Raw genomic sequence first — 17,732 nt, 5'->3', positions numbered from 1 at the left:
TCTGCCTGGCGGCAGAGAGCCGCCTGGCGGCGTTGAGCATAACGGCTGGGAATTGATCGATCGTAACGGGCGAACCGCCCGCCCGTCCCGACACGGCGGCCTCCCCCGCGAAGGGGGAGGCCGGTAGAGCGTGTGGGGTCCAAGCCGTCCGCATCATGACCCTCTCGGGATCAGGCGGACTTCTTGTTGTTCTTGTCGTCGTCGACTTCGGTGAATTCCGCGTCGACGACGTCGTCCTTGGCCGCGTCCCGCTTGGCGTCGGCCTCGGCCTGCTGCGTGTACATGGCCTCGCCGAGCTTCATCGAGGCCTGGGCCAGCGTCTGGGTCTTGGCCTTGATTGCCTCGGCATCGTCACCCTTCAGCGCTTCCTTGAGGTCGCCGACGGCATCCTCGATGGCGCGGCGCTCGGTCTCGCCGACCTTCGAACCGTGCTCGGCCAAAGCCTTCTCGGTCGAATGCACCAGACCATCCGCCTCGTTCTTGGCGGTCACGGCCTCGCGGCGCTTCTTGTCCGCCTCGGCATTGGCCTCGGCGTCCTTGACCATCTTCTCGATGTCGGCTTCCGAAAGGCCGCCGGAGGCCTGGATGCGGATCTGCTGCTCCTTGCCGGTGGCCTTGTCCTTGGCCGAGACGTTGACGATGCCGTTGGCGTCGATGTCGAACGTCACCTCGATCTGCGGCATGCCACGCGGAGCCGGCGGAATGCCCATCAGGTCGAACTGGCCGAGCATCTTGTTGTCGGCCGCCATTTCACGCTCGCCCTGGAAGACCCGGATGGTCACCGCGTTCTGGCTGTCCTCGGCGGTCGAGAACACCTGGCTCTTCTTGGTCGGGATCGTGGTGTTGCGCTCGATGATGCGGGTGAACACGCCACCCAGCGTCTCGATGCCCAGCGACAGCGGGGTGACGTCGAGCAGCAGCACGTCCTTGACGTCGCCCTGGAGCACGCCGGCCTGGATCGCAGCGCCGATCGCCACGACTTCGTCCGGGTTGACGCCCTTGTGCGGCTCCTTGCCGAACAGCTGCTTCACGACTTCCTGGACCTTCGGCATGCGCGACATGCCGCCGACCAGAACCACTTCGCCGATCTCACCGGCGGTGAGGCCGGCGTCCTTGATCGCCTTGCGGCAGGGCTCGACTGTCTTCTGGACGAGGTCGTCGACCAGCGCTTCGAACTTGGCGCGGGTGAGCTTCATCGTCAGATGCTTCGGGCCGGTCTGGTCCGCAGTGATGAAGGGCAGGTTGATCTCGGTCTGCGTCGTCGAGGACAGCTCGATCTTGGCCTTTTCAGCGGCTTCCTTCAGGCGCTGCAACGCGAGCTTGTCGTTGCGCAGGTTGATGCCCTGCTCCTTCTGGAATTCGTCGGCGAGATAGCCGACCAGACGCATGTCGAAGTCTTCGCCGCCGAGAAAGGTGTCGCCGTTGGTCGACTTCACCTCGAACACGCCGTCGCCGATTTCGAGAATGGAGATATCGAACGTGCCGCCGCCGAGATCGTACACCGCGATCGTGCCGGCCTTGGTCTTGTCGAGGCCATAGGCCAGCGCAGCCGCGGTCGGCTCGTTGATGATGCGCAGCACTTCGAGGCCCGCGATCTTGCCGGCGTCCTTGGTCGCCTGGCGCTGGGCGTCGTTGAAGTAGGCGGGAACGGTGATGACGGCCTGGTCGACCTTCTGGCCGAGATGGGCTTCCGCGGTCTCCTTCATCTTCTGCAGGATGAACGCCGAGACCTGTGAGGGCGAGTAGGTCTGGCCGTCGGCCTCGACCCAGGCGTCGCCGTTGGAAGCCTTCACGATCTTGTAGGGGACGAGCTTCTTGTCCTTCTCGACCATCGGGTCGTCGTAGCGGCGGCCGATGAGGCGCTTCACTGCGAAGAAGGTGCGCTCGGGATTGGTAACGGCCTGGCGCTTGGCCGGCTGGCCGACGAGGCGCTCACCGTCGTCCGTCACGGCGACGATCGAGGGCGTCGTGCGCATGCCTTCGGAATTCTCGATGACTTTGGCGTTCTTGCCATCCATCACGGCGACGCACGAATTCGTGGTGCCGAGGTCGATTCCAATGACCTTTCCCATGGTCCTGATATCCTTCTTTTTGCGGCAGGTTGGCTGGGCCCAGAAGGCACCCGAACCGCAACCCCCTAAGATCAAACATTCGCGATATTGCGATGGTTGACGCTCATATAGGAGGGGGGGAGGGGCCCGCAAGGACCGCAGCTAGGTTTCTGCCGCGAAAACATTGGGTTTTGGATGATGATATCCGGGCTTCACCGCCCTTGCGGGTGAGGAATTATTAACAGGTTCAGGCATCAGCAAGCCCCCGCTACCGCAAGCCCGCCCGCCCTGTTGCCGCAAGCCCAAACCCGGTAAAAGGCGGACCGGCCGGACCGCCGCCACGGCTGCCTCGCGCGACAATGCGGCCCGGTCGCCGACCATCGAACGGCCTCAATGTGAACCAATCAGAGTGCCCATGAAGCTGATCCGTCCCCTCGCCGCGCTCGCCCTGCTGATTGCCTCCGCGTTTCCGGCCCTCGCCGCCGACGTCGTGTTTCCACCCGGCTTGCGCCTCGGCATGGTGCCGCTGGTCGGACTCAGCACGGCAAAAACCTTTCCCGGCTTCGAGAGCGAGGACGGCAACGTCAAGGTGCTGATCACCGAGCTGCCGCCGGCGGCCTATGGCGAGGTCGTGAGCGCCTTCAATTCCAATCCGGCTGGCACGGGCGGCGTCAAGCAGGACAAGATCGAGACGCCCGCGGGCCTCGCCTATTTCACCACCGAGAGCGGCAAGGCCGGCGACACGCCGGTGAAGCGCTATTCGATGATCGTGCCGGGCGCCGGCTTCTCCGGCTATGTCGCGGTGCAGGTGCCGGAGAATGCGACCAAGATCTACACGGATGAAGCGGTGCGGCAGATGTTTGCGAGCACCACCACCCGCAAGCAGGTCTCGGCAGAGGAGCAGATCGGCTTGATGCCGTTCAAGATCACCGACCTCGCCGAGTTCAAGGACATCCGCACGCTGGCGCCGGGCTCGAGCATCATCCTGGCCGACGGCGACGAGAGCTCCGGCTATGAGTCGAAGCCGTTCATGATCCTCGGCCTGATCGGCGCCACGCCGCAGCAGGCCGACGACCGTGCCCGCTTCGCCCAGGAGGCGGCGCTGCAGATCCCCGGCGTGCGGGAATCGCGGGTCACCATGTCCGAGCCGATCCGCATCAACGGCCAGCAGGGCTTCGAGACCCGGATCGACGGCGTCAGCGGCAAGGACAAGGTGCCGGTCACCGTGGTGCAGTGGATCCGCTTCTCGACCGGCGGCGCCTCGCTGCGCATCGTCGCCAGCGCTCCCCGCGACCAGTGGCCGGCCGCCTTCACCCGCTTCCGCGCCGTGCGCGACGGGATTCAGCCGAAGGGCTGAGGCGCTACGCACCGCATTCGGTGTCATCCTCGCCTAGTACGCTATTGCGCACGGGGGCGGGGACCCATACCGCGTGATCTCGCGGTTGCAGAAGGTATCGCCAAACTCTTCCCTGTGCTTATGAATTCCGGGCTCGCGCTTTGCGCGCCCCGGAATGACGGTGCGTGGGCTTGTCAGCCCAACCCCTCGCCAAGGCCGGCCGCATTTTCGGGCTTCTGTTCGTGTACGAACGGAACTAGGCTTGCCTCCCGTTGGATCATCCTGGAGGGAGGCGAACGATGCTGGATCGACGGCAAATCCTCGCAATGCTTGGAACGACGGCGCTTGCGACTCTCGCGCCAACCGCACTCTTTGCAGCGGCATCGATCAAGCCGGACGATGCATCCGCGCTGCTCGTGATCGACGTGCAGAACTGCTTCCTGCCCGGCGGCAGCCTCGCGGTGAAAGAGGGCGAGCAGGTGGTGCCCGTCATCAACAAGATCTCGAAGGCGTTTGCCAACGTGGTGATGACGCAGGACTGGCATACGCCGGGCCACGTCTCGTTTGCGTCGGTGCATTCCGGCAAGAAGCCGTTCGAGACCGTTGATCTTCCCTACGGCAAGCAGGTGCTGTGGCCCGACCATTGCGTGCAGGGCACCGACGGCGCTTCGCTGTCGAAGGACCTCGCGATCCCGCATGCCGAGCTGATCATCCGCAAGGGCTTTCACAAGGACGTCGACAGCTATTCGGCCTTCCTCGAAGCCGACGGCAAGACCTCGACGGGCCTTGCCGGCTATCTCAAGGGCCGCAAGATCAAGCGCGTCTTCGTCGCGGGCCTCGCGACGGACTTCTGCGTCGCCTGGACCGCGCTCGACGCGCGCAAGGCGGGCTTCGAGGTCTATGTGGTGGAGGACGCCTGCCGCGGCATCGACAATCAGGGATCGCTCGCCAAAGCCTGGGCCGATATGGCCAAGGCCGGCGTCAAGCGAATTCAGTCTGCGGATATCGCGGCGAGCGCGTAAGCGGCGCGAACGTCTGCAAGACGCTTACGGGGAGCGCGCTTTTTCGCGCGCGCCTCGAAGGATGAAGGCCCCGCTGCGGCAGCACTGCATGGTGCGAGAGAGCGCCGACCGCGCTCCCTCACCATGAAAATCGATCAGTTCGCCGCGCTGTTCGGCTCGTTGGTGTTGGCGGCCGGCGCGGGCTTCGCGCCGCCCTTGGCAACGCCGACCAGAGCCGGGCGCAGCACGCGATCGCCGATCGTGTAGCCGGCCTGCATGATCTGCACCACGGTGCCCGACGGCACCGACGCATCAGGCACTTCGTACATCGCCTGGTGGAAGTTCGGGTCGAACTTCTGGCCCTGCGGATCGAGCTTCTTCACGCCGTGCTTTTCGAGCGCGCTGTGCAGCGAGCGCTCGGTGAGCTCGACACCCTCGATCAGCGCGGTCAGGCCCGGATCGGCCGTGGCGCGAGCCTCGGCTGGAACGGCATCGAGCGCGCGCTGGAGATTGTCGGCGATGTCGAGCACGTCGCGGGCAAAGCCGGTGATGCCGTAGAGGCGGGCGTCGGCGACCTCCTTGGTGGTGCGCTTGCGCAAATTCTCCATCTCGGCCAGCGTCCGCAGCATGCGGTCGCGCGCCTCGGCGGCTTCCTTCTGCAACGTCTCGACCGAGCCGGGCTCGGGATCGTCGGGCATGATGTAGGGCTTCGACACCACGGGCTCGCCGGTCGCAGCAGTCGTGTCTTCGGGTTGCCGGTCTCGATCGGTCATCGGCTCATTTCTCGAACTGGTCTGGTTTGAAGTCGCGTGGGAGTTTTCTGGCCCGGATATCGTGCTTCGGACGCCGAAAATCAAGCGCCCGTGAACGGATCAAAACGCCGGTCAGCCTCCCAGCAGGCGACTGACGATGCGGGCGGCGTAGTCCACGGTCGGGATCACGCGGGCATAATTCAGCCGCGTCGGCCCGATCACACCCAAAACACCGACGATATGGCCGGCGGCATCCCGATAGGGTGAGATGATGGTGGAGGACCCCGACAGCGAAAACAGCTTGTTCTCGCTGCCGATGAAGATGCGCACGCCCTCGGCGGTTTCGGCGCGCCCCAGCAGGTCGATCACGCCGCGCTTGGTCTCGAGATCGTCGAACAACAGCCGAACCCGCTCCAGATCCTCCAGCGCGTGCAGGTCTTCGAGCAGATTGGCGTGGCCGCGGACGATGAGCTGGCGGTCCTCGGTCTCGCCGCCAGACCAGCTGGCGATCCCGGCGGATATGACCTTCTGCGCCAACTGATCGAGCTCGGCGCGGGCCTCTCCAAGCGCCGTCTCGAGCTCGAGCCGGGCCTCGGCCAAGGTACGGCCGCGGATGCGCGCATTTAGGAAATTGCCGGCCTCGGTGATCGCCGATGAGGGAACTCCGGGCGGCAGCGACAGCACGCGATTTTCGACCTGTCCGTCCTCGCCCACCAGGATCACCAGCGCCTTTTCCGGTTCCAGGCGAACGAATTCGATGTGCTTCAGCCGGGCATTGGATTTCGGCGTCAGCACCACCGCGGCGGCGCGGGTCAGGCCCGACAGCCGCGTCAGCGCTTGGTCCAGCGCCGCCTCGACCGAGTGCGCCTGGCCGACGGAGGTGAGCTGGCTCTGGATCGACTGCCGCTCGGCCTCGTTGAGGTCGCCGACCTGCATCAGGGCGTCGACGAAGAAGCGCAGGCCGAGTTCCGTCGGCAGCCGGCCGGCGGAGGTGTGGGGCGCATAGATCAGGCCGAGCTGTTCCAGATCGGCCATGACGTTGCGGACCGAGGCCGGCGACAGCGGCATGGCGATCAGGCGCGAGATATTGCGCGAACCGACGGGCTCACCGGTCGCGAGATAGCTTTCGACAATTTGACGAAAGATGTCGCGAGAACGCTCGTTGAGCTGGGCGAGCCCCGCGCGCGGCGCGATCAGATGGATCGGATCGTGATGGGCCACAGACGGTAACTCCTGTCAGACCCATGTAATTTGTCCATCCGGGAGGGTTATGACAAGCGTCGCGTTTGCAGGGCGGCAAACCGCGGCCGGAAAAGCCTCGTCCTTTCCCCTTGCCGCATACCCTCACCCCACCTACAAGCACCGCGAACAGCCCTGCACCGACGAGTTTTGGAGGATTTACCATGCGGCCAAGCCGCCGTGCGCCCGACGAATTGCGCCCCGTGACGCTGGAGCGCGGGGTGGTCAAATATGCGGAAGGGTCCTGCCTGGTGAAATTCGGCGACACCCATGTGTTGGTCACCGCCACGCTGGAAGATCGCCTGCCGCCGTGGCTGAAGGGCCAGGGCCGCGGCTGGGTCACCGCCGAATACGGCATGCTGCCGCGCGCGACCTCGGAACGCACGCGCCGCGAGGCCGCCGCCGGCAAGCAGAGCGGCCGCACCGTCGAGATCCAGCGCCTGATCGGCCGCTCGCTTCGCACTATCGTCGATCTCGAAGCGCTCGGCGAGCGTCAGATCACGGTCGATTGCGACGTGCTGCAGGCCGACGGCGGCACCCGCACGGCCTCGATCACCGGCGCCTGGGTCGCGCTCGCCGATTGCATCGCCTGGATGAAGGCGCGCAACATGATCAAGGCCAAGGTGATGCGCGACAACGTCGCTGCGATCTCCTGCGGCATCTACAACGGCACGCCGGTGCTCGATCTCGACTATGCCGAGGATTCGGAAGCCCAGACCGACGCCAATTTCGTCATGACCGGCGATGGCCGCATCATCGAGGTGCAGGGCACCGCGGAACGCGAACCGTTCACGCAGGATGAATTCCTGGCGCTGATGGCGCTGGCCCAGAAGGGCATTGCGCGTCTGGTGGACTTGCAGAAACTGGCTGTCGCGTAGTCAATAAGCCATGCACCGCCGAATCACCGGAAAGCTCGTCATCGCCACCCATAATCCCGGCAAGCTCGCCGAGATGCGCGAGCTTTTGGCGCCTTACGGCATCGAGGCGGTGTCCGCGGGTGAACTCGGCCTGGACGAGCCCGACGAGACCGGCAACGATTTCCGCAGCAATGCCGCGATCAAGGCGATCGCGGCGGCGCAGGCGACCAGGCTTCCGGCCTTTGCTGACGATTCCGGCATCGTGGTCGACGCGCTCGACGGCGCGCCCGGAATCTACAGCGCACGCTGGGCCGGCCCGAGCAAGGATTTCAACGCGGCGATGGCGCAGATCGAGCGGCTGTTGCAGGAGCGCGGCGCGACCACACCGGACAGGCGCAAGGCCCACTTCGTCTCCGCGCTCTGCGTCGCCTGGCCCGACGATCATCTCGAAGAGGTCGAGGCGCGCGTCGACGGCACGCTGGTCTGGCCGCCGCGCGGCACCGCCGGCTTCGGCTATGACCCCATGTTCTTGCCCGACGGCCACAGCCGCACCTTCGGCGAGATGGAAAGCATCGAGAAGCACGGCCTGCCGCCGCTCGGCCTCGGCCTGTCGCATCGCGCCCGCGCCTTCGTGAAACTGGCGGAGATCTGCCTTGAGCCGCGCTAGAGCGTTTTCGAGCGACGTGAATACCGGATCGCGCCAGGAAAACGCGTCACGACAAGACTCCGAAGCTTTCGGCGTCTACGTGCACTGGCCGTTCTGCCTGTCGAAGTGCCCCTATTGCGATTTCAACAGCCATGTCCGCCACGCTGCCATCGACGAGGTACGCTTCGCTTCCGCCTTCGCACGCGAGATTGAAACGACCGCGCAGCGCTCGCCGGGCCGGAAGGTCACCTCGATCTTTCTCGGCGGCGGCACGCCGTCGCTGATGCAGCCGGCAACCGTCGGCGCGGTGCTCGATGCCATCGGCAAGCACTGGAACGTCGCAGGCGACGTCGAAGTGACGCTCGAGGCGAACCCGACCAGCGTCGAGGCCACGCGGTTTGCCGGCTATCGCGCAGCCGGCGTCAACCGCGTCTCGCTCGGTGTGCAGGCGCTCGACGATGCCTCGTTGAAGGCGCTCGGCCGCATGCACAGCGCGCGCGAGGCGCTCGACGCCGTCGCCATCGCGCGCCGCTCGTTCGACCGCTATTCGTTCGACCTGATCTACGCCCGCCCCGACCAGACGCCGGCGATGTGGGCCGACGAACTCAAGCTCGCGATCGGTGAAGCCGCCGAGCATCTATCACTCTATCAATTGACGATCGAGGAAGGCACGCCGTTCTTCGGCCTGCACCAGGCCGGCAAGCTGAAGACGCCGGACGAAGCGGTCGCGCGCGCGCTCTACGACGTCACGCAGGAGACCTGTGACAAGCTCGGTCTGACCGCCTACGAGATCTCCAACCACGCGCGGCACGGCGCCGAGTGCCGGCACAATCTGGTTTACTGGCGCGGCGAGGAATATGCCGGCGTCGGCCCGGGCGCCCACGGCCGGCTCGACATCGACGGCATCAGGCACGCCATCGCCACCGAGAAGCGTCCCGAGGCCTGGCTGATGCGGGTCGAGACCAACGGTCATGGTGTCGTCACCGACGATCTCCTCAACAGCGAAGAGCGCGCCGACGAATTCCTGCTGATGGGATTGCGTTTGGCCGAGGGCATCGACCCCGAGCGCTACAGAGCTCTCTCCGGCCGCCCGCTCGACCCCAAGCGCATCGCGCTGCTGCGCGAGGAAGGCGCGATCACGGTCGATGCGACGGGCCGCCTGCGCGTGACCAGCAGTGGGTTTCCAGTGCTCGATGCGGTGGTCGCGGATCTCGCGGCGTAACGCGCTGCCGTCGTCGAACTACGCCCCAAAACTCTTCGGCGATCCCGCCACGGCAACGCCGCCACCCTGCGTCACCTTCATCACGGCAAGCCCGCGCTCGTTGGTGCCGTCGGCGCGGAAGCGGAACAGGCCGTCGATGCCGGCGAAGCCAGAGGGATTGGTGAGTACATCCGGCGAGAAGCGGGTGGTGCCTTGCGTGCGCGCCAGCGCGGCGACGAGGGCGACCGCATCATAGGCCAGCGTCGCGGTGCGGATCGGCTCCGCGCCATATTTCGTGCGATAGCGGCCGGAGAACGCGCGAAAGCCGGCCGGATCGGGCGCGGCGTAGAGGCCCCCCTGCAGGCTGGCATTGGCATAGACGCGCGGATTGTCCCACAGGCCGGTGCCGAGCAGCTGGATGTTGCGTAAGTTGGCGCCCGCCGCCGTCATCGCATCTGCCACCGACACCACGGCATCGCCGTCATCGGCGATGAACAGCGCATCGGCGCTGCCGAGCTGCTGCGCCACGGTGCGCGCCGGCGCGGCGCGATCGGCGCCGTATTTCTCGAAGGCGACGATGCGTCCGCCACGGCGCGGCACGGCGGCCTTTACCGCGGCCTCGACGACGTTGCCATAGGCATTGTCGGGGACCAGCACGGCGACGGAGCGCTTTCCGACGCTGGCGGAATATTCGATGATGCGGTTGACGTCGGACTCCGGCAGGAAGGACAGCAGATAGACGCCGCGGCCGGCGATGCTGGAATCGGTCGAGAACGCGATCACCGAGATACCGCGCGTGCGTGCGACCTGCGCCACCGCCGGCACCGATTGCGCGAACAGCGGTCCCAGAATGATCTCGGCGCCTTCGTCGACGGCCTGCTGCGCGGCCGCCTGCGCACCTTGCGGGCTGCCATTGTCGTCCTTGATCAGCAGCTGGATGTTCGGGTTCTGGAACTCGGCCAGCGCCATCTCGGCGGCGTTGCGCATGGATTGCGCGGCCAGGCCGGCATTGCCGGCGGCCGAGAGCGGCAGGATCACGGCGACCTTCACGCCGCCGGTGCCGGCGGTCGTTGCCTGCTGCGGGGGACCTGCGGGCTGAGCCGGTGGCGTCGCGCTCGAGAACGGGCTGGAGAACTGGCTCAGGCTCTGCTGCACGCCGGCGCAGGCCGACAGCAGGGGGGCGCCGATCAGCAGGCCGAGCGCGCTCCGGCGGGTCGCCCCTGACATCAGGGGCTCCGAAACGGGAGACTTTGGATAACGCGGGCCCACCATGGCAGCTTCTCTCTGACCCGCCGGCGCCGGCCGGTGACGATATTCTTTCCACGACACAAGCCGCGGATTCAGGCATATTGTCGGCAAATAGTTAACCGAAACAAAAGGATAATAGCCCCTTAACGCGGCCGCCTTCCGGTTCAACCAGCTGTTTGCCCTCACTCATTCAGCATCAAGGCGGTGTTTCAGTCGCGAATATGGCGCGAGAGCCTTCCACGCCCCGCGACGTGATCCGGAATCGATCACATTCCCGTCCGTTCCTCGCCCCTCACCTCGGCACGATCTTTTTCGGCGAGCCGGTTCCCAGCCCTGCGGATCGTGCCTAAGTTGACTTCATTATGCGCGCAAAGCCGGCCCCGATAAATACGCCTGAAGCTCAAGACGCCGCCTCGCGCGGTTTCTCCATCGATGCCCATCGCCTTGCGGCGCCGAAGGCGGCACCGGGCCTGCATCTGGTCGCAACCCCCATCGGCAATCTCGGCGACATCACGGTGCGGGCGCTGCAGACCCTCGCCGGCGTCGACGTCATCGCGTGCGAGGACACCCGCATCACCCGGCGCCTGACCGAGCGCTACGCCATTGCAGCGCAGCTCAAGCAATATCACGAGCACAATGCGGAAGCCGCGCGTCCGAGAATCCTGGAGGCGCTGGCTCAGGGTGGCTCGATTGCACTGGTCTCCGACGCCGGCACGCCGCTGGTCTCGGACCCCGGCTTCAAGCTGGTCCGCGAGGTCTGCGCCGCCGGCCATGCGGTGTATGCCCTGCCCGGCCCGTCCTCGGTGCTGGCGGCGCTGTCGGTCGCGGCACTGCCGACCGACCGGTTCTTTTTCGAGGGGTTTCTGCCTGCGAAGTCAGCCGCGCGAAAGGCGCGCCTGGCGGAGCTTGCGCGCATCGACGCCACGCTGGTGATGTTCGACTCCGGCAACCGCGTGCAGGACACGCTCGCAGAGCTCGCCGAGATCATGGGCACCCGCGAGGCCGCGATCTGCCGCGAGCTGACCAAGCTGCACGAGGAGATTTCGCGCGCACCGCTGAGCCAGCTGGCGCGCGAGGCCGATACGCTGGAGACACGCGGCGAGTTCGTTCTGGTGATCGCACCGCCGGCGGCCGATGCCGAGATGCTGACATCGGATGCGCTGGACGATCTGTTGCGTGAGCAGCTTACCGCGCACAGCGTCAAGGATGCCGTGGCGCATGCGGTGGCACTCTCAGGCCGGCCGCGCCGCGAGGTCTATGCCCGCGCGCTCGAGCTCGCCAAGGACCTGAGGGGCTTCGATGGCGAAGACTGAGGTCCCGGCGGAACCGAAAGTCGCCTCGCCCGAGCGCGTCGCCGCGTTCCACACCGGCATCTCGGCGGAGAGTCGCGCCGCCGCCTATCTGATGGCCAAGGGCTACCGTATCCTCGCCAAGCGCTACCGCACCCCGCATGGCGAGATCGACATCGTAGCGCGCCGCCGCAATCTGATCGCCTTCGTCGAGGTCAAGGCGCGCGCCACGCTGGATGACGCCGCCTTCGCCGTGACGCCGCGCCAGCAGCAGCGCATCATCGACGCCGCGCAAGGCTGGCTCGTCGCGCATCCCGAGCATGCCGAATTCGAATTGCGATTCGACGCCATGCTGATTGCGCCGAAGCGACTTCCGCGCCATGTGTTGGCGGCATTCGACGCCTCGACCTGAAAGGCAGACCATGAAACTGAACGTCGCCGTCCAGATGGACCCCATCGCCCGCATCAACATCAAGGGCGATTCCACCTTTGCGCTGCTTCTGGAGGCGCAGAAGCGCGGCCATGGCCTGTCCTATTACACGCCCGACAAGCTCTCGATGGTCGGCGAGGAGATCGTGGCGCCGGTTCAGCTCCTGACCGTTCGCGACGAACCCGGCAACCACTTCACGCTCGGTGAGCCCAGGCGCGAGGCCCTGAACGGCTTTGACGTGGTGCTGCTGCGCCAGGACCCGCCGTTCGACCTCGCCTACATCACGTCGACGCATCTCTTGGAGCGCATCCACCCGAAGACGCTGGTGGTCAACGATCCCGCCTCGGTGCGCAACGCACCCGAGAAGCTGTTCGTGATGAACTTTCCGCAGCTGATGCCGCCGACCCTGATCTCGCGCGACCTCGACGAGATCAACGCTTTCCGCGATAAGCACGGCGCCGTCGTGATGAAGCCGCTGCATGGCCATGGCGGCGCGGCGGTGTTCCGCGTGATGCCGCAGGACATGAATTTCGGCTCGCTGTACGACATGTTCTCGGTGACGTTCCGGGAGCCCTGGGTGATCCAGCAATTCATCCCCGAGGTGAGGCACGGCGACAAGCGCATCATCCTGGTCAACGGCGAGTTCGCCGGCGCGGTCAACCGCGTGCCGGCCGCCGACGACCTCCGCTCCAACATGGTGCGCGGCGGCGCGGCGCAGGAGACCGAACTCACCCCGCGCGAGCGCGAGATCTGCGCCACCGTCGGCCCGGCGCTGCGCGAGCGCGGCCTCCTGTTCGTCGGCATCGACGTCATCAACGGCAACCTCACCGAGATCAACGTGACCTCTCCCACCGGCATCCGCGCCATCGCGCGCCTTGGCGGGCCCGATGTTGCAGCGAAGGTGTGGGACGTGATCGAGCAGAAGCGAACGAAGTAAGCGCTCTGCAATGATGACGTTGGGAAGAGCGCGAACTCTCCCCGCGTCGCCAGACACATCGCTAACCACCCGTTCACCATGACGCGGCGCCTGTCATGCGAACGAACGCCTCGCACTGCGTGAATCTACGGGGCCGCTGGCCGACCCAATAACGCGCCGTTCACCATCTGCGGAGAACCAGCATCCCGGCCGGCCGGCGCGTTCGGCCTCGCAACACCCCTTATACTTTTACTGCCTACTCATCGACACGGGGGAACACGCCAGGTGCGGTTCGAGTGCCCCGCGTATGAGTAGAAGCGTATGAACACCGCACGTATCGTCGTTCTCGTCATCGCGCTGGGCGCCGGCGGCGTCGCGGCGTATCTGGCGAGCGGCTTCGACAACAAGCCCGCGCCCGTCCTGCCCGCCGCCGAGAAGCTGCCGACCGTCGAGGTCCTCGTCGCCAAGTCCGACATCGGGCTCGGCCAGGCCGTGAAGCCGGAGGATTTGCAATGGCAGGCCTGGCCGGCAGCGACCGCGAGCAGCGCCTTCATCCGCCGCGACAGCAGGCCCGAGGCGCAGACCCAGATCGCCGGCTCGATCGCCCGCGTCCCGCTGATGCAGGGCGAACCGATCCGCGAGCAGAAGCTGGTCAAGGCCGACGGCTCCGGCTTCATGGCGGCGATCCTGCCCGCCGGGATGCGCGCCGTTTCCACCGAGATTTCAGCCGAGACTGCGGCCGGCGGCTTCATCCTTCCGAATGACCGCGTCGACATCGTTCTGACCCGCCGCCTGAAGAACCCCGACGGCGCCAACAACAACAATGGTCCGACCGGCGGCAACGACCTCGTCCTGTCCGAGGTCATCCTGACCAATATCCGCGTGCTCGCGATCGACCAGGCGCCGAAGGAGAAGGACGGCCAGAATGCCGTCGTCGGCAAGACCGTCACGCTCGAGCTCCGGCCTGACCAGGTCGCAGTGCTCGCGGCCGCGCGCCAGGGCGGCACGCTCCAGCTCGCGCTGCGGAGCATCGTCGATGCCAACGCCGTCGACGGCACGCCTGAAGACCAGGGGGCCAAGCGCGCGGGCGGCGTCAACGTGATCCGTTACGGGGTGCAGGCAAGGCAATTGACGTCACAGAAGTGATGGTGGGGATCGCATGAACTACGGGGAAAATCGGACGGGGCTGCGCCTTCGGGGGAAGCGCACGCGCTCGTTCTGGACGGGGACGATGCTGCTGCTTGGGCTGCTCGCAGCGCCCGACGTCGTCAGCGCGGCGGATGCGCCGGTGGGCGACCAGGCGCCGATGCAGGCGCCGGATCTCGGCGTGTCGTCGGTTGCCACGATCGCATCGGCGAGGACGCGTTTTCTCTCGCTTGGCGTGGGCAAATCCGTCGTCATCGACCTGCCGCGCGAGGTCAAGGACGTGCTGGTGGCCGATCCCAAGATCGCCAATGCAGTCATCCGCTCGGCCCAGCGCGCCTATATCATCGGCGGTCAGGTCGGCCAGACCAACGTCGTGTTCTTCACCGCCGACGGCCAGCAGGTCGCCGCCTATGACATCGCCGTCAAGCGCGACCTCAACGGCATGCGCGCGGCGCTGCGCCAGTCGCTGCCGGGCGTTCAAATTGAAGGCGTCGGCGACAGCGTGATGCTGACCGGATCGGTGTCGAGCCCGGTCGAGGCCCAGCAGGCCGGCGACGTCGCCGCGAAACTGGTCGGCGGCTCGGACAAGGTCGTCAACAACATCGTCGTGCGCGGCCGCGACCAGGTGATGCTCAAGGTCGTCGTCGGCGAAGTGCGCCGCGACATCGTCAAGCAGCTCGGCGTCGATCTGAGCGCCAGCCTGAACGCCGGCACCGCGGTGGTGAATTTCAACAATTCCAACCCGTTCTCGGTTTCGGGCGGGCCGATCGTCGGCAGCAACGGGCTCGGCGTCGGCGGCCTCACCAAGGGCATCGCCACCGTCAACGCCACCATGCGCGCGATGGAAAGCGCCGGCGTCATGCGCACGCTCGCCGAACCGAGCCTGACCGCGATCTCGGGCGAATCCGCCACCTTCATCGCCGGCGGCGAATTCCCGATTCCGGCGGGCTATTCCTGCGATCCCGTCACCCACGTCTGTACCACCCAGATCACCTACAAGAAGTTCGGCATCTCGCTGAACTTCACCCCGGTCGTGCTCAGCGAAGGCCGCATCAGCCTGCGCGTGATGACCGAGGTCTCGGAGCTGTCGAATACGAATTCGATCACCTTGACGCAGGCGGTGTCCTCGACCTCGAGCAACTCGATCACCATCCCCTCGATCCAGACCCGCCGCGCCGAGACGACGCTGGAGATTCCCTCCGGCGGCTCGATGGCGATGGCCGGCCTGATCCAGCAGCAGACCAAACAGGCGATCAACGGCCTTCCCGGCATCGACCAGGTGCCGATCATCGGTGCGCTGTTCCGCAGCCAGGACTTCGTCAACAACGAGACCGAACTGATGGTGATCGTGACGCCCTACGTGGTGCGCGCGGTCGCCCAGAAGGAATTGTCGCGGCCCGACGACGGCTTCGCGCCGGCATCGGACGCGCAGACCGCACTGCTCGGCCGCATGAACCGTCTCTACGGCGTCGCGCGCCGCGTCGATCCGATTGCCGGCACGCCGGGCGATTTTGGCTTCATCATCGACTGAGGCGAACGGACGGCTGGGGAACGGGCAGGATTCGGGCAAGAGGGGATAAGGCGATGACGACAACATCAGCCGATCGACGTCGCAAGCTGCAGATCGCGCTGGCACTGACAGGGCTCTCCGTCATGCTCGGCGCCTGCAACACCACCGGCGAGATCGTCACCCAGACGGTGCCGACCGACTATCGCCAGCGTCACCCGATCGCGGTGCAGGAAGGCAAGAAGTCGATCGTGATCTTCGTCGGCAAGGCGAGGGGTGGCCTGTCGCCCGCGCAGCATTCGGACGTCGCGGGCATCGCCCGGGACTGGGTGCGCGAGGGCACCGGTTCCGTTGTCGTCGACGTTCCCGTCGATAGCGCGAATGCGCGCGCGGCGGCCGCGACCTATCAGGAAATCCGTTCCGTGCTCGCATCCGGCGGCGTGCCGCCGCGTGCCATCGTTCAACATCCTTATCGCCCTGAGGATCCCGGGCTGCTGCCCACCATCCGCCTGAGCTATTCGAAGATGGCCGCGGTGGCCGGCCCCTGCGGGCTGTGGCCGGAAGACCTCGGCCCCTCGATCCTCGATCCCGGCTACAACGAGAACCGCCCCTACTTCAATCTGGGCTGCGCCAGCCAGCGCAATCTCGCCGCGATGATCGACAATCCGGCCGACCTCGAGCAGCCGCGATCCGAGACGCCGGCCTATACCGCGCGGCGCGACATTGCTTTTGACCGCTATCGCAAGGGCACTGCGATCTCGACTCCCAATTCCGAAGCCGACAAGGCCAAGCTCAGCGACACAGGCAAATGACCGTGATCCACGACGAAGACGCGGACGACCCAGGCCACCCCGAGGAACACATTGCGCCGGTTCCCCGCATCTCTGTGCAGGCGTTTTGCGAGACCGAGAAGACGCTCGCCGCGGTGACCGCGGCGGGGCAGGATCGTCGGCTCGCCAAGGCGCACCTCACCGCCAGGGACGGTGGCCTTGCTGCGGCGATCGAAGTCTACGAAACGATGCCGACGCCGAACGTGATCGTGATCGAATCCGACGGCACCCGCGACATCCTCAAGGGACTCGATGACCTCGCCGGCGTCTGCGACCCCGGCACCCGGGTTGTCGTGATCGGCAATCCCAACGACACCGCGCCCTATCGCGAGCTGGTGCGCCGCGGCGTCAACGATTATGTGGTGGGACCGGTCGAAACCCTCGACGTGGTCCGCTCGATCTGCAGCCTGTTCTCGGCCTCCGAGGCCATCATCACCGGCCGTGTCATCGCGGTGGTCGGCGCCAAGGGCGGCGTCGGCGCCTCCACCGTCTCGCACAATTTGGCCTGGACCATCGCGCGTGACCTCGCGCTCGATTCCGTCGTGATCGACCTCGACCTCGCCTTCGGCACCGCCGGCCTCGACTACAACCAGGACCCGGTGCAAGGCATCGCCAACGCGGTGCTGTCGCAGGACCGGCCGGACACCGCGCTGATGGAGCGCCTGCTCTCCAAATGCACCGAGCGCCTCAGCCTGCTCGCAGCCCCCGCCACGCTCGACCGCGTCTATGATTTCGGCGCCGAAGCCTTCGACGCCGTGTTCGACACGCTGCGCATGACCACGCCCTGCATCGTGCTCGACGTGCCCCACCAATGGTCCGGCTGGACGCGGCGCGCGCTGGTGAATGCCGACGACATCCTCATCGTGGCCGAGCCGGATCTTGCCAATTTGCGCAACACCAAGAACATGCTGAGCGTGCTCAAGGCGGCGCGGCCGAACGATCGGCCGCCGCTGTATTGCATCAACCAGGTCGGCATGCACAAGCGCGCGGAGATCGACGTCAAGTCGTTCGCCAAGACCATGGAAAGCCAGCCGATCGCGGTGATCCCGTTCGATTCGAAACTGTTCTCGACCGCGGCCAATAACGGCCAGATGATCGCGGAGGTCTCCAAGAGCCATCGCACCACCGAGCTCTTCCAGAACATGGCCAACCGCCTCGCCGGCCGCGGCGAGGTCAAGAAGCCGAAGCGCTCGCTGCTCGGGCCGCTGCTGAAGAAGCTGAAGGGCAGGTCGGGACGCAACTCCGCGCCGCATCGCAAGGCGTCATAGGCGTACTACGAGAGG

Annotated in this window: 16 protein-coding genes; 12 read left to right on the top strand and 4 right to left on the bottom strand. The window is 66.1% G+C overall.

Annotated features, from left to right (window positions below; genetic code table 11):
- Positions 1 to 170 precede the first annotated feature (170 nt).
- On the bottom strand, positions 171 to 2,072 hold the full coding sequence (gene dnaK, locus JQ580_RS09735) for a molecular chaperone DnaK (protein ID WP_094976019.1): 1,902 nt from the start codon (positions 2,070 to 2,072) through the stop codon (positions 171 to 173).
- Between the two features lie 394 nt (positions 2,073 to 2,466).
- Between dnaK and JQ580_RS09730 the strand changes: the two genes are divergently transcribed.
- Both JQ580_RS09730 and pncA read left to right on the top strand, forming a co-directional pair.
- Positions 2,467 to 3,408 (top strand): hypothetical protein, encoded by a 942-nt coding sequence (locus JQ580_RS09730; RefSeq protein WP_212279685.1) that lies wholly within the window; start codon positions 2,467 to 2,469, stop codon positions 3,406 to 3,408.
- A gap of 278 nt (positions 3,409 to 3,686) precedes the next feature.
- Positions 3,687 to 4,409 carry a bifunctional nicotinamidase/pyrazinamidase gene (gene pncA / locus JQ580_RS09725; protein ID WP_212279683.1) on the top strand — a complete coding sequence of 241 codons (723 nt, stop codon included), beginning with the start codon at positions 3,687 to 3,689 and terminating at the stop codon, positions 4,407 to 4,409.
- Positions 4,410 to 4,543: 134 nt separating this feature from the next.
- Here the strand turns inward: pncA and grpE are convergent, their stop codons facing one another.
- Together grpE and hrcA are read right to left on the bottom strand one after the other, a co-directional pair.
- Positions 4,544 to 5,221 carry a nucleotide exchange factor GrpE gene (gene grpE / locus JQ580_RS09720; protein ID WP_311982446.1) on the bottom strand — a complete coding sequence of 226 codons (678 nt, stop codon included), beginning with the start codon at positions 5,219 to 5,221 and terminating at the stop codon, positions 4,544 to 4,546.
- Positions 5,222 to 5,272: 51 nt separating this feature from the next.
- Entirely contained in the window at positions 5,273 to 6,361 is a 1,089-nt protein-coding gene (gene hrcA, locus JQ580_RS09715; RefSeq protein ID WP_094976015.1) for a heat-inducible transcriptional repressor HrcA, read from the bottom strand.
- Positions 6,362 to 6,543: 182 nt separating this feature from the next.
- Between hrcA and rph the strand changes: the two genes are divergently transcribed.
- The 3 genes from rph to hemW are packed head-to-tail and all read left to right on the top strand — an operon-like array spanning position 6,544 to position 9,104.
- Positions 6,544 to 7,257, top strand: coding sequence for a ribonuclease PH (gene rph, locus JQ580_RS09710; protein WP_106947322.1), 714 nt, complete (start codon positions 6,544 to 6,546; stop codon positions 7,255 to 7,257).
- Between the two features lie 10 nt (positions 7,258 to 7,267).
- Positions 7,268 to 7,903 (top strand): RdgB/HAM1 family non-canonical purine NTP pyrophosphatase, encoded by a 636-nt coding sequence (gene rdgB, locus JQ580_RS09705; protein WP_212279681.1) that lies wholly within the window; start codon positions 7,268 to 7,270, stop codon positions 7,901 to 7,903.
- Between the two features lie 16 nt (positions 7,904 to 7,919).
- The gene (gene hemW, locus JQ580_RS09700) at positions 7,920 to 9,104 is read left to right on the top strand and encodes a radical SAM family heme chaperone HemW (RefSeq protein ID WP_212280225.1); all 1,185 of its coding nucleotides are present in this window, start codon (positions 7,920 to 7,922) and stop codon (positions 9,102 to 9,104) included.
- Between the two features lie 18 nt (positions 9,105 to 9,122).
- On the opposite strand, the gene JQ580_RS09695 is transcribed toward hemW, so the two are convergent.
- A complete protein-coding gene (locus JQ580_RS09695; protein WP_212279679.1) occupies positions 9,123 to 10,355 on the bottom strand; it encodes a penicillin-binding protein activator in 1,233 nt (410 codons plus the stop codon).
- A gap of 338 nt (positions 10,356 to 10,693) precedes the next feature.
- On the opposite strand from JQ580_RS09695, the gene rsmI reads away from it, so the two are divergent.
- The 7 genes from rsmI (at position 10,694) to JQ580_RS09660 (ending at position 17,717) form a co-directional block, all read left to right on the top strand.
- Complete coding sequence (rsmI, locus tag JQ580_RS09690; RefSeq protein ID WP_212279677.1) at positions 10,694 to 11,644, top strand: 16S rRNA (cytidine(1402)-2'-O)-methyltransferase; 951 nt, start codon at positions 10,694 to 10,696, stop codon at positions 11,642 to 11,644.
- Complete coding sequence (locus JQ580_RS09685; protein WP_212279675.1) at positions 11,631 to 12,032, top strand: YraN family protein; 402 nt, start codon at positions 11,631 to 11,633, stop codon at positions 12,030 to 12,032. Before rsmI ends, JQ580_RS09685 begins: the two co-directional genes overlap by 14 nt.
- Positions 12,033 to 12,042: 10 nt before the next feature.
- Positions 12,043 to 12,987: a glutathione synthase gene (gene gshB / locus JQ580_RS09680; RefSeq protein ID WP_212279673.1), complete on the top strand. Its 945-nt coding sequence runs from the start codon at positions 12,043 to 12,045 to the stop codon at positions 12,985 to 12,987.
- Positions 12,988 to 13,287: 300 nt separating this feature from the next.
- Positions 13,288 to 14,112: a Flp pilus assembly protein CpaB gene (gene cpaB / locus JQ580_RS09675; protein WP_212279671.1), complete on the top strand. Its 825-nt coding sequence runs from the start codon at positions 13,288 to 13,290 to the stop codon at positions 14,110 to 14,112.
- Between the two features lie 13 nt (positions 14,113 to 14,125).
- Complete coding sequence (locus JQ580_RS09670; protein ID WP_212279669.1) at positions 14,126 to 15,643, top strand: type II and III secretion system protein family protein; 1,518 nt, start codon at positions 14,126 to 14,128, stop codon at positions 15,641 to 15,643.
- Between the two features lie 53 nt (positions 15,644 to 15,696).
- Positions 15,697 to 16,431, top strand: a complete 735-nt coding sequence (locus tag JQ580_RS09665) for a CpaD family pilus assembly protein (RefSeq protein WP_212279667.1) — start codon at positions 15,697 to 15,699, stop codon at positions 16,429 to 16,431.
- Positions 16,428 to 17,717, top strand: a complete 1,290-nt coding sequence (locus JQ580_RS09660) for a CpaE/TadZ family protein (RefSeq protein ID WP_212279665.1) — start codon at positions 16,428 to 16,430, stop codon at positions 17,715 to 17,717. The genes JQ580_RS09665 and JQ580_RS09660 overlap by 4 nt, the downstream gene beginning before the upstream one ends.
- The last annotated feature ends 15 nt before the right edge of the window (positions 17,718 to 17,732 follow it).

The organism is Bradyrhizobium sp. SZCCT0148, assembly GCF_018129985.1.
Classification (GTDB): domain Bacteria; phylum Pseudomonadota; class Alphaproteobacteria; order Rhizobiales; family Xanthobacteraceae; genus Bradyrhizobium; species Bradyrhizobium japonicum_H.
Note: the sequence above shows the minus strand (reverse complement) of the source record. Positions and strands in the feature narration are given on the sequence as shown.